Source organism: Synechococcus sp. KORDI-49 (assembly GCF_000737575.1).
Lineage (GTDB): Bacteria > Cyanobacteriota > Cyanobacteriia > PCC-6307 > Cyanobiaceae > Parasynechococcus.
Genome location: NZ_CP006270.1, coordinates 124859 through 147191, shown reverse-complemented (window position 1 = coordinate 147191; position 22333 = coordinate 124859). Strand labels below are relative to the sequence as shown.

At 62.7% G+C, this 22333-nt stretch carries 39 protein-coding genes; 19 read left to right on the top strand and 20 right to left on the bottom strand.

What is annotated here, in order from left to right:
* Window position 1 precedes the first annotated feature (1 nt).
* From speB to KR49_RS00775, 7 genes are read left to right on the top strand one after another with little or no spacing between them, the layout of a single operon-like run.
* Window positions 2–1192, top strand: coding sequence for an agmatinase (gene speB, locus KR49_RS00805; protein WP_043690732.1), 1191 nt, complete (start codon window positions 2–4; stop codon window positions 1190–1192).
* 3 nt (window positions 1193–1195) lie between these two features.
* Window positions 1196–1594 carry a hydrogenase maturation nickel metallochaperone HypA gene (locus KR49_RS00800; RefSeq protein WP_043690729.1) on the top strand — a complete coding sequence of 133 codons (399 nt, stop codon included), beginning with the start codon at window positions 1196–1198 and terminating at the stop codon, window positions 1592–1594.
* A gap of 19 nt (window positions 1595–1613) precedes the next feature.
* A complete protein-coding gene (hypB, locus tag KR49_RS00795) occupies window positions 1614–2345 on the top strand; it encodes a hydrogenase nickel incorporation protein HypB (RefSeq protein WP_084187904.1) in 732 nt (243 codons plus the stop codon).
* A gap of 37 nt (window positions 2346–2382) precedes the next feature.
* Window positions 2383–3387: an ABC transporter substrate-binding protein gene (locus KR49_RS00790; protein WP_043690725.1), complete on the top strand. Its 1005-nt coding sequence runs from the start codon at window positions 2383–2385 to the stop codon at window positions 3385–3387.
* Entirely contained in the window at window positions 3387–4214 is an 828-nt protein-coding gene (locus KR49_RS00785) for an ABC transporter permease (RefSeq protein WP_043690723.1), read from the top strand. The genes KR49_RS00790 and KR49_RS00785 overlap by 1 nt, the downstream gene beginning before the upstream one ends.
* A gap of 3 nt (window positions 4215–4217) precedes the next feature.
* On the top strand, window positions 4218–4973 hold the full coding sequence (locus tag KR49_RS00780; RefSeq protein WP_043690721.1) for an ABC transporter ATP-binding protein: 756 nt from the start codon (window positions 4218–4220) through the stop codon (window positions 4971–4973).
* Complete coding sequence (locus KR49_RS00775; protein ID WP_052378115.1) at window positions 4973–6079, top strand: aromatic ring-hydroxylating dioxygenase subunit alpha; 1107 nt, start codon at window positions 4973–4975, stop codon at window positions 6077–6079. Before KR49_RS00780 ends, KR49_RS00775 begins: the two co-directional genes overlap by 1 nt.
* Here KR49_RS00775 and KR49_RS00770 read toward each other — a convergent pair.
* The 6 genes from KR49_RS00770 to KR49_RS00755 all read right to left on the bottom strand — a co-directional run bounded on the left by KR49_RS00770 (window position 6024) and on the right by KR49_RS00755 (window position 10067).
* Entirely contained in the window at window positions 6024–6863 is an 840-nt protein-coding gene (locus tag KR49_RS00770) for a sugar phosphate isomerase/epimerase (RefSeq protein ID WP_043690719.1), read from the bottom strand. The two genes, KR49_RS00775 and KR49_RS00770, sit on opposite strands and share 56 nt — an antisense overlap.
* A gap of 4 nt (window positions 6864–6867) precedes the next feature.
* Window positions 6868–7035, bottom strand: coding sequence for a hypothetical protein (locus tag KR49_RS14140; RefSeq protein WP_173402106.1), 168 nt, complete (start codon window positions 7033–7035; stop codon window positions 6868–6870).
* A gap of 48 nt (window positions 7036–7083) precedes the next feature.
* Window positions 7084–7239 (bottom strand): hypothetical protein, encoded by a 156-nt coding sequence (locus KR49_RS13665; RefSeq protein WP_156957056.1) that lies wholly within the window; start codon window positions 7237–7239, stop codon window positions 7084–7086.
* Between the two features lie 3 nt (window positions 7240–7242).
* Window positions 7243–7992 (bottom strand): J domain-containing protein, encoded by a 750-nt coding sequence (locus KR49_RS00765; protein ID WP_043690717.1) that lies wholly within the window; start codon window positions 7990–7992, stop codon window positions 7243–7245.
* 27 nt (window positions 7993–8019) lie between these two features.
* Window positions 8020–8685 (bottom strand): SDR family oxidoreductase, encoded by a 666-nt coding sequence (locus KR49_RS00760; RefSeq protein WP_043690715.1) that lies wholly within the window; start codon window positions 8683–8685, stop codon window positions 8020–8022.
* Between the two features lie 215 nt (window positions 8686–8900).
* Entirely contained in the window at window positions 8901–10067 is a 1167-nt protein-coding gene (locus tag KR49_RS00755) for a glycosyltransferase family 2 protein (protein ID WP_052378278.1), read from the bottom strand.
* Window positions 10068–10187: 120 nt separating this feature from the next.
* Here KR49_RS00755 and KR49_RS00750 point away from each other — a divergent pair, with 120 nt between their 5' ends.
* Together KR49_RS00750 and KR49_RS00745 are read left to right on the top strand one after the other, a co-directional pair.
* Entirely contained in the window at window positions 10188–10481 is a 294-nt protein-coding gene (locus tag KR49_RS00750) for a hypothetical protein (protein ID WP_043696381.1), read from the top strand.
* Entirely contained in the window at window positions 10478–11950 is a 1473-nt protein-coding gene (locus KR49_RS00745; protein WP_043690712.1) for a glycosyl hydrolase family 57, read from the top strand. Before KR49_RS00750 ends, KR49_RS00745 begins: the two co-directional genes overlap by 4 nt.
* Before the next feature lies 1 nt (window position 11951).
* Here the strand turns inward: KR49_RS00745 and KR49_RS00740 are convergent, their stop codons facing one another.
* The 3 genes from KR49_RS00740 to KR49_RS13655 all read right to left on the bottom strand — a co-directional run bounded on the left by KR49_RS00740 (window position 11952) and on the right by KR49_RS13655 (window position 13211).
* Window positions 11952–12356: a DUF559 domain-containing protein gene (locus KR49_RS00740; RefSeq protein WP_162176148.1), complete on the bottom strand. Its 405-nt coding sequence runs from the start codon at window positions 12354–12356 to the stop codon at window positions 11952–11954.
* Window positions 12357–12641: 285 nt separating this feature from the next.
* Entirely contained in the window at window positions 12642–12884 is a 243-nt protein-coding gene (locus KR49_RS13660) for a hypothetical protein (protein WP_156957055.1), read from the bottom strand.
* 159 nt (window positions 12885–13043) lie between these two features.
* Window positions 13044–13211, bottom strand: a complete 168-nt coding sequence (locus KR49_RS13655) for a hypothetical protein (protein ID WP_186485772.1) — start codon at window positions 13209–13211, stop codon at window positions 13044–13046.
* Window positions 13212–13265: 54 nt separating this feature from the next.
* Here KR49_RS13655 and KR49_RS00730 point away from each other — a divergent pair, with 54 nt between their 5' ends.
* Window positions 13266–13667, top strand: a complete 402-nt coding sequence (locus KR49_RS00730) for a DUF1499 domain-containing protein (RefSeq protein WP_043690703.1) — start codon at window positions 13266–13268, stop codon at window positions 13665–13667.
* A gap of 14 nt (window positions 13668–13681) precedes the next feature.
* Here KR49_RS00730 and KR49_RS14065 read toward each other — a convergent pair whose 3' ends face one another.
* On the bottom strand, window positions 13682–13840 hold the full coding sequence (locus KR49_RS14065; protein ID WP_162176144.1) for a hypothetical protein: 159 nt from the start codon (window positions 13838–13840) through the stop codon (window positions 13682–13684).
* Between the two features lie 93 nt (window positions 13841–13933).
* Between KR49_RS14065 and KR49_RS00725 the strand changes: the two genes are divergently transcribed.
* Window positions 13934–15337, top strand: coding sequence for a DUF2130 domain-containing protein (locus tag KR49_RS00725; protein ID WP_043690700.1), 1404 nt, complete (start codon window positions 13934–13936; stop codon window positions 15335–15337).
* Here the strand turns inward: KR49_RS00725 and KR49_RS00720 are convergent, their stop codons facing one another.
* Entirely contained in the window at window positions 15338–15682 is a 345-nt protein-coding gene (locus KR49_RS00720; RefSeq protein ID WP_043690697.1) for a hypothetical protein, read from the bottom strand.
* A gap of 107 nt (window positions 15683–15789) precedes the next feature.
* Here KR49_RS00720 and KR49_RS00715 point away from each other — a divergent pair, with 107 nt between their 5' ends.
* Window positions 15790–16257: a hypothetical protein gene (locus KR49_RS00715; RefSeq protein WP_043690694.1), complete on the top strand. Its 468-nt coding sequence runs from the start codon at window positions 15790–15792 to the stop codon at window positions 16255–16257.
* Between the two features lie 123 nt (window positions 16258–16380).
* Here the strand turns inward: KR49_RS00715 and KR49_RS00710 are convergent, their stop codons facing one another.
* From KR49_RS00710 to KR49_RS00700, 3 genes are all read right to left on the bottom strand, one after another.
* Window positions 16381–16572 (bottom strand): hypothetical protein, encoded by a 192-nt coding sequence (locus tag KR49_RS00710; RefSeq protein ID WP_043690692.1) that lies wholly within the window; start codon window positions 16570–16572, stop codon window positions 16381–16383.
* 7 nt (window positions 16573–16579) lie between these two features.
* Window positions 16580–16702: a hypothetical protein gene (locus KR49_RS14445; protein WP_255475596.1), complete on the bottom strand. Its 123-nt coding sequence runs from the start codon at window positions 16700–16702 to the stop codon at window positions 16580–16582.
* 73 nt (window positions 16703–16775) lie between these two features.
* On the bottom strand, window positions 16776–16973 hold the full coding sequence (locus KR49_RS00700; protein ID WP_043696379.1) for a hypothetical protein: 198 nt from the start codon (window positions 16971–16973) through the stop codon (window positions 16776–16778).
* Between the two features lie 101 nt (window positions 16974–17074).
* On the opposite strand from KR49_RS00700, the gene rpsU reads away from it, so the two are divergent.
* Window positions 17075–17251: a 30S ribosomal protein S21 gene (gene rpsU / locus KR49_RS00695; protein ID WP_009790002.1), complete on the top strand. Its 177-nt coding sequence runs from the start codon at window positions 17075–17077 to the stop codon at window positions 17249–17251.
* A 40-nt stretch (window positions 17252–17291) separates the two neighbouring features.
* Here the strand turns inward: rpsU and KR49_RS00690 are convergent, their stop codons facing one another.
* Window positions 17292–17567 (bottom strand): DUF3303 domain-containing protein, encoded by a 276-nt coding sequence (locus KR49_RS00690; protein ID WP_043690687.1) that lies wholly within the window; start codon window positions 17565–17567, stop codon window positions 17292–17294.
* Window positions 17568–17663: 96 nt separating this feature from the next.
* Here KR49_RS00690 and KR49_RS00685 point away from each other — a divergent pair, with 96 nt between their 5' ends.
* Window positions 17664–17906: a hypothetical protein gene (locus tag KR49_RS00685; RefSeq protein ID WP_043690684.1), complete on the top strand. Its 243-nt coding sequence runs from the start codon at window positions 17664–17666 to the stop codon at window positions 17904–17906.
* A 3-nt stretch (window positions 17907–17909) separates the two neighbouring features.
* On the opposite strand, the gene KR49_RS00680 is transcribed toward KR49_RS00685, so the two are convergent.
* Entirely contained in the window at window positions 17910–18227 is a 318-nt protein-coding gene (locus tag KR49_RS00680) for a hypothetical protein (protein ID WP_253912779.1), read from the bottom strand.
* A gap of 94 nt (window positions 18228–18321) precedes the next feature.
* On the opposite strand from KR49_RS00680, the gene KR49_RS00675 reads away from it, so the two are divergent.
* Genes KR49_RS00675 through KR49_RS00665 form a run of 3 tightly spaced genes read left to right on the top strand, consistent with a single transcriptional unit; the run spans window position 18322 to window position 20546 of the window.
* A complete protein-coding gene (locus KR49_RS00675) occupies window positions 18322–18561 on the top strand; it encodes a hypothetical protein (protein ID WP_043690681.1) in 240 nt (79 codons plus the stop codon).
* 4 nt (window positions 18562–18565) lie between these two features.
* Complete coding sequence (locus KR49_RS00670) at window positions 18566–19249, top strand: hypothetical protein (RefSeq protein ID WP_052378114.1); 684 nt, start codon at window positions 18566–18568, stop codon at window positions 19247–19249.
* A 7-nt stretch (window positions 19250–19256) separates the two neighbouring features.
* Complete coding sequence (locus KR49_RS00665) at window positions 19257–20546, top strand: cytochrome P450 (protein ID WP_043690678.1); 1290 nt, start codon at window positions 19257–19259, stop codon at window positions 20544–20546.
* A gap of 23 nt (window positions 20547–20569) precedes the next feature.
* Here KR49_RS00665 and KR49_RS14135 read toward each other — a convergent pair whose 3' ends face one another.
* On the bottom strand, window positions 20570–20728 hold the full coding sequence (locus KR49_RS14135; protein WP_173402105.1) for a hypothetical protein: 159 nt from the start codon (window positions 20726–20728) through the stop codon (window positions 20570–20572).
* Window positions 20728–20883 (bottom strand): hypothetical protein, encoded by a 156-nt coding sequence (locus tag KR49_RS14130; protein WP_173402104.1) that lies wholly within the window; start codon window positions 20881–20883, stop codon window positions 20728–20730. The genes KR49_RS14135 and KR49_RS14130 overlap by 1 nt, the downstream gene beginning before the upstream one ends.
* A gap of 75 nt (window positions 20884–20958) precedes the next feature.
* Between KR49_RS14130 and KR49_RS00660 the strand changes: the two genes are divergently transcribed.
* Together KR49_RS00660 and KR49_RS14125 are read left to right on the top strand one after the other, a co-directional pair.
* A complete protein-coding gene (locus KR49_RS00660; RefSeq protein ID WP_043696366.1) occupies window positions 20959–21195 on the top strand; it encodes a hypothetical protein in 237 nt (78 codons plus the stop codon).
* 5 nt (window positions 21196–21200) lie between these two features.
* Entirely contained in the window at window positions 21201–21377 is a 177-nt protein-coding gene (locus tag KR49_RS14125; protein WP_173402103.1) for a hypothetical protein, read from the top strand.
* Window positions 21378–21542: 165 nt separating this feature from the next.
* Here the strand turns inward: KR49_RS14125 and KR49_RS00655 are convergent, their stop codons facing one another.
* Together KR49_RS00655 and KR49_RS00650 are read right to left on the bottom strand one after the other, a co-directional pair.
* Window positions 21543–21746, bottom strand: a complete 204-nt coding sequence (locus KR49_RS00655) for a chlorophyll a/b-binding protein (RefSeq protein ID WP_043690677.1) — start codon at window positions 21744–21746, stop codon at window positions 21543–21545.
* 46 nt (window positions 21747–21792) lie between these two features.
* Window positions 21793–22293 carry a DoxX family protein gene (locus KR49_RS00650; protein WP_043690674.1) on the bottom strand — a complete coding sequence of 167 codons (501 nt, stop codon included), beginning with the start codon at window positions 22291–22293 and terminating at the stop codon, window positions 21793–21795.
* Window positions 22294–22333: the final 40 nt, after the last annotated feature.

Genomic DNA, 22333 nt, shown 5'->3' with positions numbered 1-22333 from the left:
GATGTCATCCCCAACGGACCCCAACGGGGCCTTTCAGCGTTCGCATCCCAGCGAAGGCATGCAGGCGCTCGAGAAGGAACGCAAGCTGCCCCTCACTGGCTGGCAGCAGGAAGTTGATCAGGCCAAGCGCCTGGGTCTTGAAGCGGCCGAAAGCATCGTGGACCGCAACATCTCCACGTTCTCCCGCGGCGAGCTGCCCCACTTCGCGGGCATCAACACCTTCATGAAGGCGCCCTACCTGGAGGATGTGAACCAGGTGGGCAACTACGACGTGGCCATCGTCGGGGTCCCCCACGACTGCGGCACGACCTACCGCCCCGGCACCCGTTTCGGGCCTCAGGGCATCCGCCGTATCTCAGCGTTGTACACCCCTTACAACTACGAAATGGGAGTGGATCTGCGCGAACAGATCACCCTCTGCGATGTCGGCGACATCTTCACGATTCCGGCCAACAACGAAAAGAGCTTCGATCAGATCTCCAAGGGCATCGCCCACGTGTTCGCCAGCGGCGCCTTCCCGATCATTCTCGGCGGCGACCACTCCATCGGCTTCCCCACCGTGCGCGGCGTCTGCCGCCACCTCGGCGATAAGAAAGTCGGCATCATCCACTTCGACCGCCACGTCGACACCCAGGAGATCGACCTGGACGAGCGGATGCACACCTGCCCCTGGTTCCATGCCACCAACATGGCCAATGCTCCGGCCGAGAACCTGGTGCAGCTCGGCATCGGCGGCTGGCAGGTGCCGCGCGAGGGCGTGAAGGTCTGCCGCGAACGCGGCACCAACGTGCTCACCGTCACGGACATCACCGAGATGGGTCTGGAGGCGGCAGCCCAGTACGCGATCGAACGGGCCACCGACGGCACCGACTGCGTTTACATCTCCTTTGACATCGACTGCATCGATGCCGGCTTCGTTCCCGGCACCGGCTGGCCCGAACCCGGCGGACTGCTGCCGCGCGAGGCACTCAAGCTGCTCGAGCTGATCGTGCGCAACGTGCCGGTGTGCGGTCTCGAGATCGTCGAAGTGTCGCCGCCGTACGACATCAGCGACATGACCTCACTGATGGCCACCCGCGTGATCTGCGATGCCATGGCCCACCTGGTGGTCAGCGGCCAGCTGCCCCGCAAGGACAAGCCGGCCTGGGTCAGCGATGTCTGCAACATGAACGTCGATCAGAAGTGGAGATAAGCCATGCACGAAGTCGACATGACCAAGTGCCTGCTGATCTCCCTCAATGAATGGCGGCAGCGACGGGACGACCCCAGCGCGATGGTGGAGACCGTCCACCTCGAGGTGGGCCGCTTCACCTGCGTTGAGCCCGATCAGCTGGTGACCACCTACAACGCCGCGGTGCAGGGCAGCTGGCTGGATGGTTCCCGGCTCACCATCACCGACATTCCGTTCGTCGGTCGCTGCCTGGTCTGCAACAGCACCTACGACCCAGTCCCGGAGAGCGCCTACCGCTCCCCCTGCTGCGATCACCCACTGGAGGAGATCGTCAGCGGCCGTGAACTGCGGATCCGCAGCATCGATTACCGCAGTGAGGCCGGCGCTGCCCTTGAGTCCGGCTCCATCCAGCGCATGCGCTGACACCTACGCCCCTTTAGCCATGCACATGCCTCTCGAGGACACCCTCGGTCTCAACCTCCTCGCCGCCAACCAGCACCAGGCGGAGCACAACCACGAGCATTTCCAGGCCTGGAACGTGCTCTGCCTCAACCTGATGAGCAGCCCCGGCGCCGGCAAGACCGCTCTGCTCGAACGTTCCCTGCCAGCACTGGCCGCCGATTGGGGCATGGCCGTACTGGAGGGCGACATGACCACTCAGCTCGATGCCGAGCGCCTGGAAGCCGTCGGAATTCCCGTGGTGCCGATCACCACCGGTCGGGCTTGTCATCTCGATGCCGCCATGGTGAGCGGTGGCCTCCAACTGCTGAAGCAACGTCTGGATCCAGCCCAGCTCGATCTGCTGCTGGTGGAGAACGTGGGCAACCTCGTCTGCCCTGCGGAATTCGAGGTGGGGGAACACCACAAGGTGGCCCTGCTCAGCGTCACCGAAGGCGACGACAAACCGCTGAAGTACCCGCTGATGTTCCGCCAGGCGGATGTGGTGCTGATCACCAAGGTGGATCTGCTGCCCCACCTGCCGGTGGAGCTGGCGACGATCCGCCGCAACATCCACAGCATCAATCCAAACGCCACGGTGATCGAGGTCTCCGCCCTCAGCGGCGAAGGCCTCGATGCCTGGCACCAGTGGGTGCGGCAGGCCCTTGCCGATCGCACCGCCGGAGCCTCCACAGCCCACGCGCCAGACCAATCCCCTGCTCTGGCCACCGCCTGAGCCCCGATCCCGTCATTCAACCCATCACGCCGATGCCATGACCAAGCAACTCCGCAATCTCCTGATCGCCGGCCTGGCGATCGTTCTGGCTGTCGCCTGCGCCAAGTCCCCCACACCCACCGCCGTCAGCGGTACGCCGATCGTGCTCGGCTACAGCAACTGGGCCGGCTGGTGGCCCTGGGCCATCGCCGTGGAGGAGAAGCTGTTCGAAAAGAACGGCGTGAATGTTGAGATGAAGTGGTTCGACGGCTACGTGCAGTCGATGGAAACCTTCGCCGCCGGCAAGATCGACGGCAATTCCCAGACCCTGAACGACACCATCTCCTTCCTGCCGGGCGAGAACGGTGGTGAAGTGGTGGTGCTGGTGAACGACAACTCCGCCGGCAACGACCAGATCATTGCTGACGCCTCGATCACCTCCGTCGCCGAGCTGAAGGGCAAGACGGTGGCGGTGGAAGAGGGCGTCGTGGACGACTACCTGCTCAGCCTGGCCCTCAAGGATGTGGGCCTCAGCCGTGAGGATGTGGTGATCAAAGGCATGCCCACCGACCAGGCCGCCACAGCCTTTGCCGCCGGGCAGGTGGATGCCGTCGGCGCCTTCCCGCCCTACACCGGCACCGCCATGCAGCGCGAGGGTGCCCGGGTGATCGCCAGCTCCAAGGAGTACCCCGGTGCCATCCCCGATCTGCTCACCGTCAGCGCCAACCTGATCAAGGAACGGCCCGACGACGTTCAGAAGATCGTCAAGACCTGGTGGGACGTGCGCGACTTCATGGAGAAGAACCCCGAGAAGTCCGAGGAGATCATGGCCAAGCGGGCCGGCATTCCCACCGAGGAATACGAGCAGTACAAGGACGGCACCCGTTTCTTCTCGATCGAGGAGAACCTGGAAGCCTTCAGTGAGGGCGAAGGCATGCAGTACATGCCCTACGCCTCGGAATCCATGGCGGACTTCATGGTCTCCGTTGGCTTCATTCCCGAGAAGCCGGACATGAGCAACCTGTTCGATTCCAGCTTCATCAAGAAGGTCGCCGACTCCTGATGACTGCCACGGCCGCCGCTGCAACCAAGGGGAGGGGCTCAGGGCTCCTCTCCATGTTCACCCTGGGGGCCACCCCGTCGGGGCCAGTGCGCGGTGGCCTGCAGGTCGCCTCCCTGCTCATCCCACTGCTGGTCTGGGCGGCCATCGCCTCTCTGGGCCTGGTGGACGAGAAGTTCCTGCCATCACCGGGAGCTGTGTTCCGCTCCCTGGCCTCCATGGCCGAGAGCGGCATCCTGTTCCAGGACATCGTCGCCAGCACCGGGCGGGTGTTCGCTGGCTTTCTGCTCGCCACCGTTCTGGCGGTTCCGATCGGCATCTGCATGGGGGTGTACCCGGCGGTCTGCGCCCTGTGCGAACCCCTGATCGCCATGCTCCGCTACATGCCGGCAGCAGCGTTCATCCCCCTGCTGATCATCTACCTCGGCATCGGCGAGGAACCCAAGATCGCGCTGATCTTTCTCGGAACGATCTACTTCAACATCCTGATGGTGATGGATGCGGTGAAGTTCGTTCCCAAGGAACTGATCGAAACCACCCTCACCCTCGGCGGCCGCAGCCGCCAGGTGCTGGTGCAGGTGGTGGCCCGCTACAGCCTGCCCAGCATCATCGACACCCTGCGCATCAACATCGCCACCTCCTGGAACCTGGTGGTGGTGGCCGAGCTGGTGGCGGCCGAAGTGGGGCTGGGCAAACGCATTCAACTGGCCCAGCGCTTCTTCCGCACCGATCAGATCTTTGCCGAACTGATCGTGCTGGGGTTGATCGGCTTCGCCATCGACATGGGCTTCCGACTGCTGCTGCGCCTCAGCTGCCGCTGGGCGGTCTGAGCCATGGAACTGCTGGTCAAGAATCTCTCCAAACAGTTCGGCGACAAAACAGTCCTCGAGGACATCAACTTCTCGATGCAATCCGGTGAGTTCGTCACCTTCGTCGGCAGTTCCGGCTGCGGCAAAAGCACCTTGCTGCGGCTGATCGCCGGCCTTGATCACCCCAGCAGCGGCTCGATTCACGTGGATGGATCCACCGTTCAAGGGCCCGGCCCCGACCGGGGCATGGTGTTTCAGAAATACAGCCTCTACCCCTGGCTGAATGCCGCCGACAACGTCTCCTTCGGCATGCGGCTGCAAGGCATGACATCGAACGACGTACGCGATCGCACCGCCTATTTCCTCGAGGTGGTGGGTCTGCAGGATGCCGCCACCAAACTGCCGCGGGAACTCTCCGGTGGCATGCAGCAACGGGTGGCCATCGCCCGCGCCCTGGCCACCAATCCCAGCGTGCTGCTGCTCGATGAACCCTTCGGGGCTCTGGATCTGCAAATCCGCGAAACGATGCAGGACTTCCTGCTCAATCTCTGGCAACGCACCGGACTGACCGTGCTGCTGATCACCCACGACGTGGAGGAAGCTCTGGTGCTGGCCCAGCGCGTGCACGTGCTGGCACCGAACCCCGGCCGGATCATCCGCTCGCTCGACGTGATCCTGGATAAAAGCGATCTGGATCAGCTGCGCCTCAGCAGTGATTTCCTGCAGCTGCGCCGCAGCCTGGCCACAAGCCTGCGTCAACTGGAGCCAACCATCGGGTGATGGCGTCCCCGCAGCGGTTTCTGCCGGCCCAGGCCTACACCGATCCGCAGGTGCATCACTGGGACTGCAGCGGTTACGCCCAGCGCTACTGGCATCCACTGACCGCTGGATCGGCCCTGCCGGCCGGCCACAGCCTGGCGCTCACCCTGCTGAATCAGCCGCTTCTGCTCACCCGAGCCGATGACGGAACCCCCCGCGCCTTTCACAACCGCTGCCCCCACCGCGGCGTGGCCCTCCAGCACGAACGCGACGGAGCAACCGCCTGCCGTCGCCTGATCTGCCCGTACCACGGCTGGACCTACTCCCTGCAAGGGGAGCTGCTGGCCGCTGCCCGCGAACAGGGCTTCGATCCCCCCTTCCAACGCCAGGACTGGCCGCTCCCATCCCTGCCCTGCCGAGAGGATGGACCCTTGATCTGGGTCGCACTCACCCCGGCGGTGACGCCCCTGGAGCAGCAGCTCGACCTGGTGCATCAACGGGTGGCTGACCTCTGGAGACAGCCCCTCCATCAGGTGCGGATCCTGCAGCGCACCCTGCGCTGCAACTGGAAGATCGCCCACGACAACACCCTCGACGACTACCACGTCGCCGTGGCCCATCCGACGACGCTGCATCGCGAACAGGGGCCGGTGCGCGATTACGTCCACCACACCACGGCCCTGGTGAACCTGCTGGTGACGCCCCACGCCGATGGCGGTTGCTTTCACACCTTCGGCCTGCCCCCGTGGCTGCACCTGATCACCTGGCCGGACGGCCGGCTGGCGCTGCTGGAGTTTCTTCCCCTCAGCCTCGACAGCTGCTGCATGCAGTTGCGGCTGTTCGCTCCAGGGGCAGACAGCGACGGACCTGGACTGCCAGAGGATGCGGCCAACACCGTCTGGTTGAAGGAGCTACTGGCGTTCCTCGACGAGGACCAGGCCCTGGTGGAATCCGCCCAGCGGGGCTACCGCAGTGGACTCGTGCCCGGTCCGGTGCATGCCCTCGAACAGCGGATCCTGCATTGGCAGGAGGTCTACCGCCGGGACCTGCCGGATGAGCTGACCCAATCCCTCAGCTGCTGGGCGTATGGAGGGCGGAGCGAAGCCAACCCGCCATCGCCGAATTGATCGCCGCGATATCAGCCACCGGTTCTGCGCTGAAGGGCTGCAAGGGCATGTAGCCGTCCGGTCCGAACTCGGGGGTGATCGTGACTGGTTGAGCCGATGTGCCGACGGCATCCACGAACAGCTGCCAGCAACGACGATGGGCCTCCAGCGCATCGGCCCACTCCGGCGCGAAGGGATGGCTCACCGAAGGCCCTTGGGCATGGCCGATCCGGGCATGGATGTGATCGACCCGTTCAGCCATCACCTGGATCGGAATCAGATCGGGCGTCATCAATCGTTCGGCAACGCAACACCAATGGCTCAGGTCTGCCGTGAGCCGCAACCGCGGATGACGCTCGAGCCAGACCGGCATCTGCCAGGGGTTGAACAGACTGCGGCTGCGATGGGTCTCCACCATCACCGGACAGGGCTCAGCCTCGGTGAGATCAAGAACTGCTTCCAGGAACCGATGCTGCTCGGGCTCAGGCCAACTGTCGCTGCCCGTGATCAGATTGATCTTGAGTGGGTCCATCCTCCTGGCACGATCCAAGGCCCGCACAAGCTGATCAAGGTGCTGCTGGGGGCCATCCGCGAGATCGGGTGTGTACCCGCCACCGGTGGTGATTTCCAGGATCAGCGGGTTCCCACGGGCGAGGAACAGCTGCCGCACCTCATCAGGCGGCAGTGGTTCCATGCAGGCATGGTCGATGTTGCATTCCAGGCCGTCGAATCCCTGGCTCGCGGCACGATCCAAGGCGGCTTCCAGAGAATCATCCCAGCCCCAGAGTGATTGGAACAGTTGCACCGATTCAGTGGTCGTCGGTAAACAGCTGGGGTTGTATGCCGAGGTAGACAGCTTCTCGGAACAGCACCAGCTTGGCTTTGGCATCTCCGCGTTTCTGTGCCTCGCCGTAGCGCAGCTGCAGCGATGAGATCAGTGTCCTGCGCCTGGCATCAGGTCGGTCTGCAGGGGTCAAAAACGGATCAAGATCTCCGGCAATTATGAATCCACCTGAGCTGGGGCCTCAAGGATCAGGCTGCTTCTGCTTCGAGCGCTCAAACCAAACCGCAACCGCAAAAGAGATACCGACGGCGATGCCGGCCCCGATGAACACAAATCCGAATTCGATCGGCATCTCGAACCATCCGTTGCCCTGATCATCCTTCACCTGCCCGATCAAGGCTCAGGCCATCAACCGCTGATAGGCCTCGTTCACACGTCGGAACGCCTCCGCAGATCCCCCCATGTCGGGATGATGCCGTTTCACCAGGCGACGATGGGCCTGCTTGATGGCTTCGGCAGAGGCCCCCGCCTCCAGGCCGAGCACCGCCAGGGCAGCGGCCCTGCTCCCCCACGGTTCATCGGGCGTGCGCTGATCCGTCTTGCGCTGATCCGTGCGCGTCCGGCGCCCACGACGGCGGGCCTCGCTCTGCTGCAGTTGCTGCTGCAGATCCAGCACCACCCGTTTCGGATCCTCATCCAGCCATTCACTGGCCCGCACGCCGTACAGAGCAAAGGCCGCCAGAACAGCCGTCGACTTCTTGGTCGCCTTCCCGCCGACCGCCGACAGCAGATCCGTGCCCAGACCGCTCACCAACCGGTCGAGCCGTTGCTGCAGCGTCAGATGCCCAGGGAAACCGAGGCGGTTGAGGCGCACGATCAACGCCTCGAGCGCAGCTTGACGCAGACCGCTCCAACCCGGTTGACCGGCCAGAGCCTCACCCCACTGCAACACCTGCTCACGACTGATCCGCGCGGGATCAGCGACCGGCGGTTGGTGTTGGGGCCGACGCAGCAGGTCCAGCTCACGGGTGAGCCGCATCACCTCGCGCCGCAGCGCATCGTTCTCCGCCAGCAACGCCTCCACGTTGCTGGTGACCCGCTCCTGACGTGGCCGTGACGCGCGCGACCAGTCGCGTGGATCAAAGCCCACGGCAGGTTCCGCTCATCACGGGATCAATCACCACGGCAGCCGTTGGCCGTTGGCATGCCAGAAGCTGCCGCTGGTCTCCATGGTCAGCGCATCAATCCGTGCCAGCAATCCCGCCACAGACTCCTCCGGGCTGATGCCGCTGGGATGGAACTGAATCATCCGCGTGCGCACCAGCCCGGGATGCAGGATCGCCACGGCAATGCCACGCGGCTCCAGATCGATCGCCAGCGATTTGCCCGCGATGTTGAGTGCCACCTTCGACATCCGATATCCATAGGACCCTCCGGAGCTGTTGTCGTCGATCGAGCCCATGCGGCTGGTCATCAGCGCCAGCCTGGAGCCGCGGGGCATCTGCGGCACAAGCGCCCGTGCCAGCAGCAGCGGCGCCAGGGCATTCACCTCGAACTGGCGGCGGATGCCCTCCGCATCGAGATCAGCCAGTCCCATCGACTGGAGGATCCCGGCATTGAGGATCACTCCATCCAGCGGCTGCGCATCGAGGCGCTGCACCAGATCAGCGATCGCCGGCTCGCTGCTCAGTTCAATGCCGTCTTCGATGCGCACCGTCAGATCCCGCAGCTCGGGGGAGCTCTGGCGGCAGACGGCAATCACCTGGTCGCCGCGGGCCTGCAGCTGGCGGCAGTACTCGAGCCCGATGCCGCGGTTCGCACCGGTCACCAGATAAGTCGCCATCCGTACGCATCCCTCAGTCCGATTCCGTCCTACCGCCAAGCAGCCCCCCAGCGACGCCGTCAGCGAATCGGCACAGCAATGAGTAGCGATACCTACACCCTCTCCCGGCTTTGAGCGGAATGATGAACGCACCCCGGTGAGGGGTATGCGTCGACTATCGGGAGGGCCTGGGAACCCTCCCTTTTTCATGGCTTTTCGCGGGAGCGCGTGGCTGTTCAGGCCAGCTGACGCCCCTTCCAGGTCCAGCCGCGTCCGGTGAGCGTCCGCCATACCGACACCGGACCGATGGCACCCACCAGCAGCCCTCCTGCCCCCATCAGCCACCAGTGGGTGAGCGGCACAGCGAAACGGTGGCGGTTCCACAGACGCAGAACCAGCTGCTGAACGATGGCCAGCAGAGCCAGCGCCAGCAGAGCAGACCAGAGCCCTGCCGGCTCAGGCAGCACCAACCGCAGCACCACGGCAGCCGGTGCCAGCAGCCAGGGGGTGCTGAACATCAGCACCACAACCGCCGCCGCACCGAGAGCCCGGAGTGGATCACGGTCGAGACCGAGGAACCAGTTCTTGGTCCAGCCCTCCCAGAGCGAGGCCAGGTCGGCATACATGCGCAGGTCCACGGCATCGACACCGAGCAGATACCGCAACCGGTAGCCCTCCGCTTTGATCCGTCGCGCCAGGGCCAGGTCCTCCACCACCTCGGCGGCCAGGGCGCGGTGTCCGCCGATCGCGTCATAGCTGCGGCGCCGGAACAACATGAACGGCCCCGCCGCGAAGGCGACCGACAACGCCGGATCATTGGCGGCAACGATCGGAAAGCCAAGACCCAGCAGGCTGGCCATGATCGGCTGCACCATCCACTCCGCGAGGCAGCCGCAGACCAGCCTCGGCGCCAGGCTGAACAGATCCGCCTCCTCATCGATCGCCTGGGCGAGGGCCCGTCTCAGGGCATCCGGCTTCAGGCGCACATCGGCATCGATGAACAGCACCCAGCTGCTGCTCACCTGCTCCATGGCCCGGGTACAGGCCCAGTTCTTGCCCACCCAGCGCTCCCCGTCCGGTCGCGGTCCGGCCTGCACCAGATGAACCTCGGCTGCGCTCGCGCCCTGCTCGTCGGCCGTGCGCAGCGCCAGCTCCGTTGTGGCATCGCTGGAATCGTCGTCCACCACCAGCACCTCCCAGCTGCTGCAGGGACTCTCACTGCTCAGCACAGCCGCCAGGCAGGCGCCGATGTTGGCGGCTTCGTTGTAGGCCGGAATCACCACACTCAGGGAGGTGGATGGCAGCGCGGCGTCTGGCGGCGTCTGCAGCTTGGGCGCCACAGCGAACACCTGCTGCAGCCCCAGCTGCAGGATCAGCAGGCCGATGCACGCCGCGGCGGCCATCAGAAGCAGAAGCACACCACAGATCAGAACAGGGTCCAGGGGGGGTGCACGACAGCAGCCTCCAGACAACCACGCAGAACCAGACGATCCGACAGAGTGCAGGAACCGATGCGAGCACCGATGAACCAGGCCAGCCGCGAACAGGTTCTCGCCGCATCAGCCGGATGGGTGGCAGTGCTGCTGAATGTGGTGCCGGGCCTTGGAGCCGGCTATCTGTATCAGCGCCGCTGGCGCGAGTACTGGATCACCTCGCTGGCAGCCACCGCCTGGTTTGTGGCCGGTGCCCTGCTGGGTCGCGGTGCCGATGCCGATGCGGAGGCGATCAACCAGCTCGTCGGCCTGCTCGGCCTGCTGGTGCTGGCCGGGATCACGGCGGCGGAAGCCGGTCTTGCCGTGAAGCGGGTGCGCTCATGACGGCCCTGCCTCCCATCGCCGGTCGTGAGGCTGAACTGCAGACCCTGATGCGGCAGGACGCCCCGATCTGGCGAGCCCACAGCAACCTGGCGCTCGATCGGATCCGATCCGGCTTCGCCTGTGCGCTGCACATGCATCAGCCCACCATTCCAGCCGGCGGCAACGGAGCGCTGATCTCCCACCTTCAGTACATGTTCGAGCACCAGGGGGAGGGGGATAACCACAACGCCGAGCCCTTCGCCCAGTGCTACAGACGGCTCGCCGATCTGATTCCGCAGCTGATCAGCGACGGCTGCAACCCGCGGATCATGCTCGATTACTCCGGAAACCTGCTCTGGGGAGTGGAGCAAATGGGCCGGACCGACATCACAGCCTCCCTACGCCACCTGGCCTGCGATCCGGTGATGCAGCGCCATGTGGAGTGGCTCGGCACGTTCTGGAGCCATGCCGTCGCGCCCTCCACGCCGATCCCTGATCTGAAGCTGCAGATCAGCGCCTGGCAGCATCAGTTCGCGGCTCTGTTCGGCACCGAGGCGCTGCAACGGGTGAGGGGCTTCTCGCCACCGGAGATGCATCTGCCCAATCACCCGGACACCCTCTACGAATTCATCAGCGCCCTGAAGGACTGCGGTTACCGCTGGCTGCTGGTGCAGGAACACAGCGTGGAGACCCTCAGCGGCGAACCTCTCAGCCAAAGCCAGAAGTACCTGCCGAATCAGCTGACCGCCCGCAACAGCAGCGGCGACATCGTGAGCATCACGGCCCTGATCAAAACCCAGGGCTCCGACACCAAGCTGGTCGGCCAGATGCAGCCCTGCTACGAGGCACTGGGACTGCAACGCCAACAGCTGGGAGACATCTCCATCCCTTCGCTGGTGAGCCAGATCGCTGACGGCGAGAACGGCGGCGTGATGATGAATGAGTTCCCCTCCGCCTTCCAGCAGGCCAATCAACGGATCCGGGACGACGGCAACGACTGCGTGGCCATCAACGGCAGCGAATACCTGGAACTGCTCGATGCCGCCGGTGTCGGCAGCGACCGGTTTCCGGTGATCCAGGCGGTGCAGCAGCAACGTGTCTGGGCAGCGGTCGGTGAGACCGCCACACCGGAAGCCGTCCAGACCGCCATCGCCTCGCTCCAGGCCGCCGGCGATGGTTTTTCGATGGAAGGTGCGTCCTGGACCAACAACCTCAGCTGGGTGCAGGGCTACGACAATGTTCTGGAGCCGATGAACCAGCTGAGCGCGCGGTTCCACCAGACATTCGATCAACAGGTGTCCGCAGACCCGGCCGTCACCGGCACGCCGGCCTACCAGGAGGCCTTGCTGCACCTTCTGCTGCTCGAGACCAGCTGCTTCCGTTACTGGGGCCAGGGCACCTGGACCGACTACGCCCGGACCATTCATCAACGCGGTGAAGCGCTGTTGACCGGTTCCACGCACCAGGCAACGCGTTTGATGGATCGCTGACTCAGCCGCCTTGTGTGTCCTTGAGTCTGCTGAGCTGCAGAGTCAGCGATCGGGCATCCTGCTCCAGTTCCCGCTGGATGCAGTCCACCACTTGCTCCGGAGACGCAAGAACCGCTTCATGGGTGAACCGGAGCGTGCGCATGTGCCGACTGAGCAGACGATCACGCTCGTAATCGCACTCCCGTTTCTTGGTGCGGTTGTGACGGGCTCCATCCACCTCCACATTCAGCAGCGAATGCGGGCCGATCACCAGCAGATCCAGCCGACGACAGATGGTGGGATCGCCACCGGGAATGCAGGTTCGTACCTCGAAGCAGAACAGAACGTCAGCAGCGGCGAGTGCCTCGCAGAGACGGACGTGTCCCTCGGAATTCAGATCAACACCCCGGAACCGATGCTCTGGCATCGATGAAAGCTCCCACCGTTCCATTCAGGCACATCACCCCTTGATGTCAGAGGCTGGGATCCGTGCCGACAGGGGGTGTCAGCCGTTTCGCCTCCACAAGCCCGGAGCCATTGCAGTGGTGGCAATGACAGAACTCATTCCGCCCGGTTCGGAGATAACCATGACCGGAGCAAGCCTGACACTCGCGGCGCCCACATGATGACTGTGATCGTTGAAATGTGATGAGCATTGACATGCTCCAAGGTCAACAATTTCATTGTGTGGAGCTGTCAACCATGGCGGCCATCAGTTGCCCGATGCAAACGCGGAGCACTGCTCCATCGCCGCTGCAGCGGGAAGTCCGGCTTCATAGGCCTGCACGGCGCAGCCACACAATCGGTGAGCGAACTCCTCCGGCCGTTGCGTGTTCACCGATCGGCACTGGCGATACATGGCGACCTGCTGCGGAGTGAGAGGAGCAGAGCGGGCAGGCGCCCCCATCAGAACAAACGGGGCGTGAAATGCAGCGACAACGATGAGGGGTTTCATCGGAATCGTCGAAGAAATGTCGGGACTCCTACACGATGCACGCGATGGGAATGGAGCCCGCTGATTCTCTGTCGAACGCAAGAATTGAAATTTCAGCAGTTCATTTTAGAAGCGCACATTCCAAGCTCGTTTCGAACTCACAGAATATTCCGATCGGGGTCAGGGCTCGCTCCTGCGCCAGCTGCGCTCCAACCGTTCCCGGTCGGAAACCGATGGCGGAGCCGCCGCACCCAGCTTGCGGCGGTAAGCACCTGTGATGCGCCAGAACTTCCAGAACGAGGCTGTCGCCACAACAGTCCAGGCCACCAGGATCCAGGCAGGGCTCAAGATCAACCACCTCATTCAGCCCCATGATGGACGCCCTGACAGCGGAATGAGTCCATGCAGCTGATCGCAGGCCTGTTTCTGCCGCTCCTGATGCTGTTCCATCTCGTGGGTCCGGTGCCCGGAGATCTGGGTGTCCACAACGGCCAGCTCAGCCCATGCCCCAGTCCCGCCCACTGCGCCAGCCGTTCATGGAACCCAGCGGACCCCCAGGCCGGTTTCGAGACACTGGCGGAGGCTGCCGCAGACCTGCCCCGCAGCGTCGTGGTGGAGAGGGATGACGGCTATCTGCATGCTCAGGTGAGCAGCGCTCTGTTCGGTTTCGTCGACGATCTGGAACTCCTGCGCCTCAAGGAGGGGCAGGAAGTGCAGGCCCGTTCGATCTCACGACTCGGGGATTCCGACCTGGGCGTCAACGCCCGCCGGCTGATGGAGCTGGACGCTGCGCTCGAGGGTTGATCACCCCTGCGGACTCAGACCTTGGCCCGCCGGAAACGACGCAGATCGCTGGCCATCTCCCGGAGGCCAGCCAGAAAGCCCACCGTCGCGAAAGCCACGAAGCCAACGATGATCAGCGTTTCCATAAGCGCTCTGGGATCGGCCATCAGTGCGGACCAGGAGGAGGTGAGCACACACATGGCAGGAAAGGGCGATTGATGAACAGCTAGCAAAGTCTCGATAAAATGCCTTCACAGACAGAAACCTGATTACAGGAAAATACACAAATGAATGAAATCATCTGCCCCCATTGCCGAACGGCATTCAAGATCGACGAGGCAGGGTATGCCGACATCCTCAAACAGGTTAGAGATCGGGATTTCGAACAACAGCTGCAGGAACGACTCACGCTGGCGGAGAGGGAGAAACAGGCTGCTGTGGAAATCACAGCCCAGAAAGTAACCACGGAGATGCAGAAGATCGCCGCATCAAAGGATGCAGAAATCCAGAATCTGAAAGCGTCCCTGGATGCCAGAGATCTCGCTCAACAACTGGCGATTGCAGAAGCCGTCACCACATCGGAGAGGCAGCGCGACATGATTGCAGGGGAACTGCAGCAACTCAAGGACAGTCATGCCACCGCAGCACGACTGGCGGAGACGAAGTTTGCCAAGGACCTTCAGGCGATCACACTCCAGAAAGAGGGTGAGCTGCGAGACCTCAGGGCACAGCTTGATTCCAGTGGGGTCGCACGGAAGCTGGCGATCAACGAAGCGGTGAGCGGCGTTGAGAAGGAGCGCGATGCCCTGCGGAACGTTCTCGACCAGACCCAGCTGAAACATCAGCTGGAAGAACAATCTCTCAAGGACAGTTACGAACGGCAGATCAAGGATCGCGATCAGGCGATTGAACGCCTGCGGGATATGAAAGCGCGGCTGTCCACCAAGATGGTCGGCGAAACCCTCGAGCAGCATTGCGAAACGGAATTCAATCGCATCCGCGCTGCCGCCTTCCCCAGGGCATATTTCGAGAAAGACAACGACGCCCGCAGCGGCAGCAAGGGGGATTACATCTTCCGAGATCAGGATGAGGCCAACAATGAGATCATCTCGATCATGTTCGAGATGAAGAACGAAGCCGATACAACAGCCACCAAGAAGAAGAATGAAGACTTCCTCAAGGAACTCGACAAGGACCGCACCGAGAAGAACTGCGAGTACGCCGTGCTGGTCTCACTGCTGGAGCCGGAGAGTGAGTTGTACAACTCCGGCATCGTCGATGTCTCACACCGGTACGGCAAGACGTATGTGATCCGGCCCCAGTTCTTCATCCCGTTCATCACCCTGCTGCGCAATGCTGCCATGAAGTCTCTGGAGGTGAAGGCCGAGCTGGCACTGGTGAAAGCGCAGAACATCGACATCACCAACTTCGAAAATGAACTGGACTCGTTCCGGAACAACTTCTCCCGCAACACGGATCTGGCACGCCGACGGTTCCAGACCGCAATCGACGAGATCGACAAATCAATTCTCCACCTGCAGAAAACCAAGGACGCGCTGATCGGTGCCGACAACAATCTGCGCCTTGCCAATGACAAAGCGCAGGATGTATCGATCAAGAAGCTGACCCGTCGCAACCCGACCATGGCAGCCAAATTCGCCGAGCTCCGCGGATCAACGGAAGACGGTTGATCAGGCGAACTTACGCGGGTAGGGCGTGTCGCCGGCGAGCTCGAGATTGATTTCACGGCAGATGTTCATCATCGCGCCGAGGCCGAAGTCTGGACCGTTGGGGCCATCGATGAACGCCTGGAACTGTTCTGGGGTGATCCCCTCGCGAACTTCCCAGATGCAGAAACAGGGACCCTCCGGGGCGATCGGATTGAAGCTGTGGTTGTAGAAGCCGGCCTCAAGGTTGGTCGTCACAGCCTCATCCCAGCCACCACCGGGAGCCTGGGCTTTCTGGGCGGTGTCCCACCACTGCTGAGCTTTACCGGCACGAAATTCGTGCTGCACATGAAAGAAGGTCGAGGCCATCGGGGATCGGCGATTCACGGTGAGTCAAACGCATGGTTCCTGTAAGCGAGACGACAGGGATTCGGCATGATCTGGGTGGTTCCTTGAATCCATCGGGTTCATGCCATATGCCATCGCGCCCACGCAATCGCATCGGTGAGGTCTACGGACAGCTCACGGTCGTCCGGCCATCCGAACGCCGTTCCCGCGGGGGAAACGCCTACTGGTGGTGTCGCTGCAGCTGCGGCTGTGAACGGGAGGTACCGAGCGACAAGTTGTCCCACAACACAACTCGCCGCAAAGCCACCGTCACAGCCTGCGAGAACTGTTCCCGCGAGAGGCAGGTGGAAGGAGTCTGCGCCAAGAATGATCGAGAAGAACTGGAACGACGCCGTGCAGCACAGCAGAACCGTCTGGATCTGAAGGGAAGCATTCCAGACGCCTGGCTCAAACTGCCGCTGACAGATGCTCACGCCCGTGAACTGGGAGCGGTGAAATTCTTCCGCGGAACCCGTTGTCTCCGAGGACATCTTGCTCCCTACAGAATCAACGGGGGATGCATGGCATGCGCAGGTCAGATTCCGTCAGCGGAATGAAACAGGCGCTTGTGATGAAAGCCTGTGATCAACGCTCGGATCGACCGACATTCGCCGTCATCCAGGCCCAGAGGGTCATCACGGAAGCACCGAACGTGAGCAGAGCGAGAAGTTTGGTTTCCATCACAGAAAGTCGTAATCGTCTTCGGAATCACCGGCAAATGCATTCATTACCAATGCTGAGAAAGGAATGAACACAGCGGCTGCAATCAGCAGTTCCATCACGTCGGCATTGAATGCCCTGACAGTAATTAATATTAGTTCACATTCCGTGGCCGTCGTGACCGTTTCGGCGGCATGAGTGCAAATACCCAACCCAGCTTCAGTCGAGCGCGGGGCTGGATCGCAGGCTGCTGAACTGAAAAGCCATCAGGCCGTGAGCCGTGAACCGGACGGCACAGAGCAGCGCCAGACCGATGCAGAGGGGGCAGTGAGTCAATCCCATCGCTGCAGCATCTTCGTCTGCGCTGAGGGATGGGAACCGAACGACGGAATTCTTGATGATCGGAGGCCTGGCCTCAACCCAGAAGACGCTGAACAGCGAGGGTCACCGCCACCCCCTTCGCGAAAGAGATCCATAACAGTGGATATGTGCCCAGCTGAAACCGGCGCATCAGGGCGTTGAGTGCGGTCTTGTGCCAACGGATCAGTGCGGGATCACCCTCGGTACCGAACTGATGAATCCGTTTCAGGGACACCTGACCGAGTTTGGCCATGACCATCGAAGAAGCGTTGCCCGGATGCTCGGTCAGCCTCAGAGACATGGCAATGGTGCTGCTGGTAAAGTGGTTTTTTGCTCCTCTTCCTCGGAGAACGGATGAGTCAGGTCACTGTCGGCGAGAACGAAGGCATCGAATCCGCATTGCGCCGCTTCAAGCGGTCGGTCGCTAAGGCTGGAATCTTCTCCGATCTGCGCCGCATCCGGCACCACGAGACTCCGGTTGAGAAGTACAAGCGCAAGCTGAAGCAGCGCTCCCGCAACCGCCGGCGCTGAGCCCTGCAGGAGAGCTCAGCGTCAACGCTGAATCAGCCGTTCAGCTGTAGACCTTCGAGATCAGTGCTCCGGCCTGCTCATCAGGGAAAACCGGAGTGACCGTCCAGTTCAGGAATTCAGCCCACTCGGCGGCGTGCTCGTAACAGACGCCGGCATCATCCGTTTCAACGATGATCCAGCCCTCGACGGATCCGGGGGCGTGGTAGCGCGTCCAGGAGCTGCACCCTTCCGGCATCGGAGCGCCGGTGCTCATGAAACGACGGGCTGCCTGCTCGTGGTAGCCGGTCTTGAATTGCCAATGCATCAAGAAGGTCATCGGTTCTTGGAAAAGGACACCCGCTCCTACCACCGCCATCCCGCCTCGCGGAGATGCGCAGAACACTGGTAGGTTCTGCGCACACGACTGGGACCCATGATTCGCAGCCTGCTCTCGATCGTCGCCGTCGCCCTCCTCTGGGTTCAGGTGCCTCAGTGGCAGGACGACTGGTCCCAGTGCGCCGTTGACGTACCGGACGTCGATTGCCACTGGTATGTGACAGCTCCGGACAGCACCTTCGGGGAGGGATTCGACTGGGCCACGGCACCCTGGTTCGATGTCAACGGTCTGCTGGACATCGCTGACCTGAAGCACACCGTGGCGGGTCTGCAGAGCTGAGACTCAGCCCATGCTGATCACGACAGGACCTGAGACCGGGTCTGTCACCCCCAGCTCCGGGGAAATCTCCTCGAGGAAATCCCGGACGCTGTTCAGATGTTCAATCATGTTGGAACGACCGGCCATCAGAGCGTCCTCGCTGTCCCAGAGGCCGACGAAGCAATACCGCCGTTCTCCGATCCGTGCCATGTGGTTTGAGGTCATCCCCTCGGGACGCACCCACGCACGCACCTTGTCGAGGTACTGCTCTTCGCAGCCCTGCTTCACGATCACACGAACACTGTTCAGGTAGCTGGTCACGGCTTCGTTACTGGTGATCACTCTCACTGTTCCAGATCAGGACGCAGCTGACCGTCTTCAACGTCACAGCTGATGGTCCCCCTTCGCCAGACTCACGGCGCTCCGGGATCCATCGATGCTGCTTCCCAATCCCTTCTGCCCGATCAGCGCCGCCAAGATCGCCGGTCTCAAGGCCACGGTGGTGCTGTTGCTCGTGCTTCTGATGAAGTCGAAACTGCTTCGCCTCAAGATGTCGCTGCTGGGAAGCGTGCTCGGATTCGCCATGCTCGTGGGATTCCTGCTGACCAGCGGGTTGCTCACGGTGATCGCCGGAGGCGCCGTGGCCTACGCCGCTACCCGATCCAACAGCAACTGAACCCGTGAAGACCCGTCTCGGCCTGCTTGCGGGCATCGCTCTTTCCGCCGCCGGAGTTCTTGGCATCGCCGGATCCGGCATCGTCTGGAACTTTCTGGGCCGTTTCTACGGACTGGGCGGCACCGTCGCCTCCCTGGTGCTCGTCGCCATCAGTCTTGTGCTGCTGCGCCCCCTGCCCCCGGAGCCGGTGCTGGTGATCGAACCGCAGACCCAGCCAACCCTGTCTGAACCGATCCGCCTGAAGCGCCCTGAAGCATCCCTGATCGGATCCCTGCTGGCGACGTTCGGCACCCTGGGTCTCGCAGCATCAGGCCTGCTCTGGAACTTTCAGGGTCTGGCGCTTGGACTGACCGGCACCATCACGTCTCTGGCGGCGCTCGCCTTCAGTGTGCTGTTCCTCTGGCCGTCAGCAGGGCGAACAGCGGCGCGTCCGATGGCTCCCAGCCCGATCCGCGACCCCGAACCCGCTGCGGTGGCGATGGTCGAGGAGCGTGATGTCACGCCAACCACCGCCGAGGAGATCGCCCGGTCACTGGCTGAGGAACAGGAGAGTGCCTCACCACCCGATCTGGTCACCTTCGCTCCGGACCATCTGCTCCCCGGTCAGACGCTGGTGAGACGGAAACGCCGCCCGGGTGCCTCCCTCAAAGGCTACCGAGGCATGGTGGAAGAGCTGTTCCGAACCTGATGGCTCTGTGACCGGAACCCTTCGTCCGCTCCCGACAACCGGCGCCGTCACCGGCATCCTTGAAGCGCTTGGCTTCTTCCGGGATCCGGACTTCGCATCGCGACGATTCCATGAATACGGCGATGTCTTTGAGACGACACTGATCGGTCAGCGACTGGTGTTCATCCGGGGAGAGCAGGCGATCCGTGATCTGTTCGATCAATCCGACGCCGTTCAGGGCTGGTGGCCGAAGAGCGTCCAGACGCTGCTTGGGAGCCGTTCCCTGGCCAACCGCAACGGTGCCGCCCACAAAGCGCGCCGTCGCGTGGTGGGTCAGCTGTTCGCCTCCGCCGCCCTGCGGCGCTACAGCCCATCGATCGTGGCGATGGTCGACGGGCTGGCCGACGAACTGCTGCAGTCGGAAACGGCCGTTCCTCTGGCCGAACGCATGCGCCGCTTCGCCTTTGCGGTGATCGCCACCACGGTGCTCGGTCTCGACGAAGACGACCGCGATGCTCTGTTCACGGACTTCGAGATCTGGACGAAAGCGCTGTTCTCCGTTCCACTGGCTGCTCCCGGCAGTCCTTTCGCCAGGGCTCTGGCGGCACGCAGCAGGTTGCTGAAACGCCTGCAGACGGTGCTTCAGGAAGCGGATGGCGGGAGGGGAGGCCTGGATCTGCTGAGCGGAGGCCTGGATGAAGCCGGCCTGCCACTCACGGATGAGGATCTCGTTGAACAGCTGCTGCTGCTGCTGTTTGCCGGATATGAAACCACCGCCTCATCGCTGAGCTGCCTGATGCGGGCCCTGCTGCTGGATCAGGAACTGATGCCCTGGCTGGATGAGGAACTCGATCAACTCACCTGGCCACCGCAGGGCGATCCCACCTCAGCCTTCGATCCCAGCCGGGCGCCACGGCTGCAGGCCCTCAGCAGTGAAGTGATGCGGATGACCCCTCCGGTGGGTGGTTTCTTCCGGCAGACCATCGAACCGATCGGCCTGGCGGATGTGGAGATTCCTGCTGGACGGGTGATTCAGGTCGCCCTGGCCGCCTCCAACCGTCAGGGTGCCGGAGACCTGGAGACGTTCCGGCCGCAGCGCCACCTGGATGGGTCCTCCCAGCAGATGCTGCTTCCCTTCGGTGGTGGTGAACGGGTGTGTCTGGGCAAGGCCCTGGCGGAGCTGGAGCTCCGTCTGATGACGGTGGGTCTGCTCAAGCGGGTCCGCTTCAGCCTTGTTCCCGGACAGGATCTCGATCTTCAGCTGATCCCCAGCCCTTCGCCGAAGGACGGACTTCTGGTGAGTTCAGCGCCGCGCTGAGAACTTCCGGACCATCGCAGCGTTCAGGCGCTCTCGTGGAAGATCCGCTCCAACTCCCGGCGGAAGGCCTGACTGCTCAGTGGTTCTCCACCGCGCCGGCGCCTGTTGCGTTGCAGAAGCGACCCGATCCACCACAGCTGAAGCGCAGCGAACAGCCCCCCTGTGAGCAGCAACGCCAGCATCAGTAGCTGGACTCCGGCAGGGTGAACCCTGACTGCATGTGCCCGACGTCGAGCATCACGTAGGTCAGCCACAGCAGCAGCGCTGCCACCCCCGCCCCAGCCGCCACCTTGGCCAGCGAGCGGCCGATCATCTCCAGAAGGCTGACCTCTTTCATCGGAACATCGTGGTGATGCACCGATTCTGGCTGCGGCAGGGCCCCTATGATCTCGGCGCTCTGCTGGGCACACCGATGAAGTGGGAATACACCCAGTTGAGGTTCGTGCCGCGCGGCAAGAGCTGGACCGGGGAGATCGAGGAGCTGTGGCTTGATGAGCAGCAACTCATCTCCCGAAGCCATCCCCAGAGGGAGATCACACTGGTGGGGCTGATGAACGAACTGGGAGAGCAAGGCTGGGAGCTGGTGTCCTATGCCCAGCCCTTCACCGGCTACCACGGTGGTTGCTACACCTTCAAGCGTCCACGCTGAATCCCATGCCGCTCTTGCCTCGCTGGCGCTACATGACCCCGGAGGCGAAAGCTCTCACCCGCAAGGTCGGCATATCCGCCGCGGTGGTGCTCTTCGGACTGGTGCTGCTGCGCACTCTGCTTCCCTGGATGATCCTGGCGCTGATCATCTGGTGGGTGCTCAGCGCGATGAACCGGCAGTGATCCCAAAAAAAAGACCCCGCCGAAGGCAGGGTCTTTCCCGATCAGGCGTGTGACCTTGTTTCCACCCTGATCAAGTCCTCACAGTCACAAGGTGGCTCACAGGGAGTCCGACCGGAAGAACACAGGTGAAAGAGGGCCGACTGTCACAGTGACAGTTCGGTGGATTCAGGCCTGGCCGAACAAGCCGAACGTGATCTGGCTGGCAATGCCATGGCCGGTGAGGAATTCCGTGATAAGACCGATCAGGAAACCCAGCATGGCGACACGGCCATTGAGCAATTCGGCTCGTCCCATGCGCTCCGACTGGATCTGTGCCTTGGCAGCGTCCTGATACCAGGCATCGCTGGACTGGGTGACTGAGTTGGACATGGCAGGTCCTTCGTGTAAAGCAATGTTACAGGACGTGAAGCCCGCTTCAACGATTGACAGGAACTTCGCTCAGGCCGGGGGTACGGGAGACCAGGTCATCCAGAGATTCAGCCGTGGCGGTGTAATCAGGCTCCAGCCGGCGGGCGATCAGCTCATCGATGGAAAGCATCCCAGGCCCACAGGCCAGAACGGCGACGGCGGCCGCGAAATACAGACCGAGAAGCTCGAGCAGGTAGATGTTGAATCCAGCCGTGATGATGGCGTGGTAGATGGCAACGCTGATCGTTCCGGCGACGGCCAGAGCCCCGAAGCGGGTGAGCAGACCCGTGATCAGCAGCCAGCTGCCGATCACTTCGGAGAATGCGGCCACGTACGACAGCAGGATCGGGAAGGGGAGATGCAGGGGACGCACGAAGGCGTCGGCGAAGTTCTCGATGTTGGCGAGCTTCTCGTAACCGTGGTGAATGAGAAGCGAGCCTGTGAACACCCGCAGAAGAAGCAGACCCAGATCAGCAAGGAAAGGGCGCGTAAGGACGGCGCGGATCATTGGGCTGTTAACACTTCACATAGGTTAAAAAACTTATGTG

Bases quoted from the DNA above. Each gene is read 5' to 3' on its own strand.
- speB (WP_043690732.1), top strand. From the start codon at position 2: ATGTCATCCCCAACGGACCCCAACGGGGCCTTTCAGCGTTCGCATCCC.
- KR49_RS00800 (WP_043690729.1), top strand. From the start codon at position 1,196: ATGCACGAAGTCGACATGACCAAGTGCCTGCTGATCTCCCTCAATGAA.
- hypB (WP_084187904.1), top strand. From the start codon at position 1,614: ATGCACATGCCTCTCGAGGACACCCTCGGTCTCAACCTCCTCGCCGCC.
- KR49_RS00790 (WP_043690725.1), top strand. From the start codon at position 2,383: ATGACCAAGCAACTCCGCAATCTCCTGATCGCCGGCCTGGCGATCGTT.
- KR49_RS00785 (WP_043690723.1), top strand. From the start codon at position 3,387: ATGACTGCCACGGCCGCCGCTGCAACCAAGGGGAGGGGCTCAGGGCTC.
- KR49_RS00780 (WP_043690721.1), top strand. From the start codon at position 4,218: ATGGAACTGCTGGTCAAGAATCTCTCCAAACAGTTCGGCGACAAAACA.
- KR49_RS00775 (WP_052378115.1), top strand. From the start codon at position 4,973: ATGGCGTCCCCGCAGCGGTTTCTGCCGGCCCAGGCCTACACCGATCCG.
- KR49_RS00760 (WP_043690715.1), bottom strand. From the start codon at position 8,685: ATGGCGACTTATCTGGTGACCGGTGCGAACCGCGGCATCGGGCTCGAG.
- KR49_RS00755 (WP_052378278.1), bottom strand. From the start codon at position 10,067: ATGGCCGCCGCGGCGTGCATCGGCCTGCTGATCCTGCAGCTGGGGCTG.
- KR49_RS00750 (WP_043696381.1), top strand. From the start codon at position 10,188: ATGAACCAGGCCAGCCGCGAACAGGTTCTCGCCGCATCAGCCGGATGG.
- KR49_RS00745 (WP_043690712.1), top strand. From the start codon at position 10,478: ATGACGGCCCTGCCTCCCATCGCCGGTCGTGAGGCTGAACTGCAGACC.
- KR49_RS00740 (WP_162176148.1), bottom strand. From the start codon at position 12,356: ATGCCAGAGCATCGGTTCCGGGGTGTTGATCTGAATTCCGAGGGACAC.
- KR49_RS13660 (WP_156957055.1), bottom strand. From the start codon at position 12,884: ATGAAACCCCTCATCGTTGTCGCTGCATTTCACGCCCCGTTTGTTCTG.
- KR49_RS00730 (WP_043690703.1), top strand. From the start codon at position 13,266: ATGCAGCTGATCGCAGGCCTGTTTCTGCCGCTCCTGATGCTGTTCCAT.
- KR49_RS00725 (WP_043690700.1), top strand. From the start codon at position 13,934: ATGAATGAAATCATCTGCCCCCATTGCCGAACGGCATTCAAGATCGAC.
- KR49_RS00720 (WP_043690697.1), bottom strand. From the start codon at position 15,682: ATGGCCTCGACCTTCTTTCATGTGCAGCACGAATTTCGTGCCGGTAAA.
- KR49_RS00715 (WP_043690694.1), top strand. From the start codon at position 15,790: ATGCCATCGCGCCCACGCAATCGCATCGGTGAGGTCTACGGACAGCTC.
- KR49_RS14445 (WP_255475596.1), bottom strand. From the start codon at position 16,702: ATGGGATTGACTCACTGCCCCCTCTGCATCGGTCTGGCGCTGCTCTGT.
- KR49_RS00700 (WP_043696379.1), bottom strand. From the start codon at position 16,973: ATGGCCAAACTCGGTCAGGTGTCCCTGAAACGGATTCATCAGTTCGGT.
- rpsU (WP_009790002.1), top strand. From the start codon at position 17,075: ATGAGTCAGGTCACTGTCGGCGAGAACGAAGGCATCGAATCCGCATTG.
- KR49_RS00690 (WP_043690687.1), bottom strand. From the start codon at position 17,567: ATGACCTTCTTGATGCATTGGCAATTCAAGACCGGCTACCACGAGCAG.
- KR49_RS00685 (WP_043690684.1), top strand. From the start codon at position 17,664: ATGATTCGCAGCCTGCTCTCGATCGTCGCCGTCGCCCTCCTCTGGGTT.
- KR49_RS00675 (WP_043690681.1), top strand. From the start codon at position 18,322: ATGCTGCTTCCCAATCCCTTCTGCCCGATCAGCGCCGCCAAGATCGCC.
- KR49_RS14135 (WP_173402105.1), bottom strand. From the start codon at position 20,728: ATGCTGGCGTTGCTGCTCACAGGGGGGCTGTTCGCTGCGCTTCAGCTG.
- KR49_RS14130 (WP_173402104.1), bottom strand. From the start codon at position 20,883: ATGAAAGAGGTCAGCCTTCTGGAGATGATCGGCCGCTCGCTGGCCAAG.
- KR49_RS00660 (WP_043696366.1), top strand. From the start codon at position 20,959: ATGAAGTGGGAATACACCCAGTTGAGGTTCGTGCCGCGCGGCAAGAGC.
- KR49_RS14125 (WP_173402103.1), top strand. From the start codon at position 21,201: ATGCCGCTCTTGCCTCGCTGGCGCTACATGACCCCGGAGGCGAAAGCT.
- KR49_RS00655 (WP_043690677.1), bottom strand. From the start codon at position 21,746: ATGTCCAACTCAGTCACCCAGTCCAGCGATGCCTGGTATCAGGACGCT.
- KR49_RS00650 (WP_043690674.1), bottom strand. From the start codon at position 22,293: ATGATCCGCGCCGTCCTTACGCGCCCTTTCCTTGCTGATCTGGGTCTG.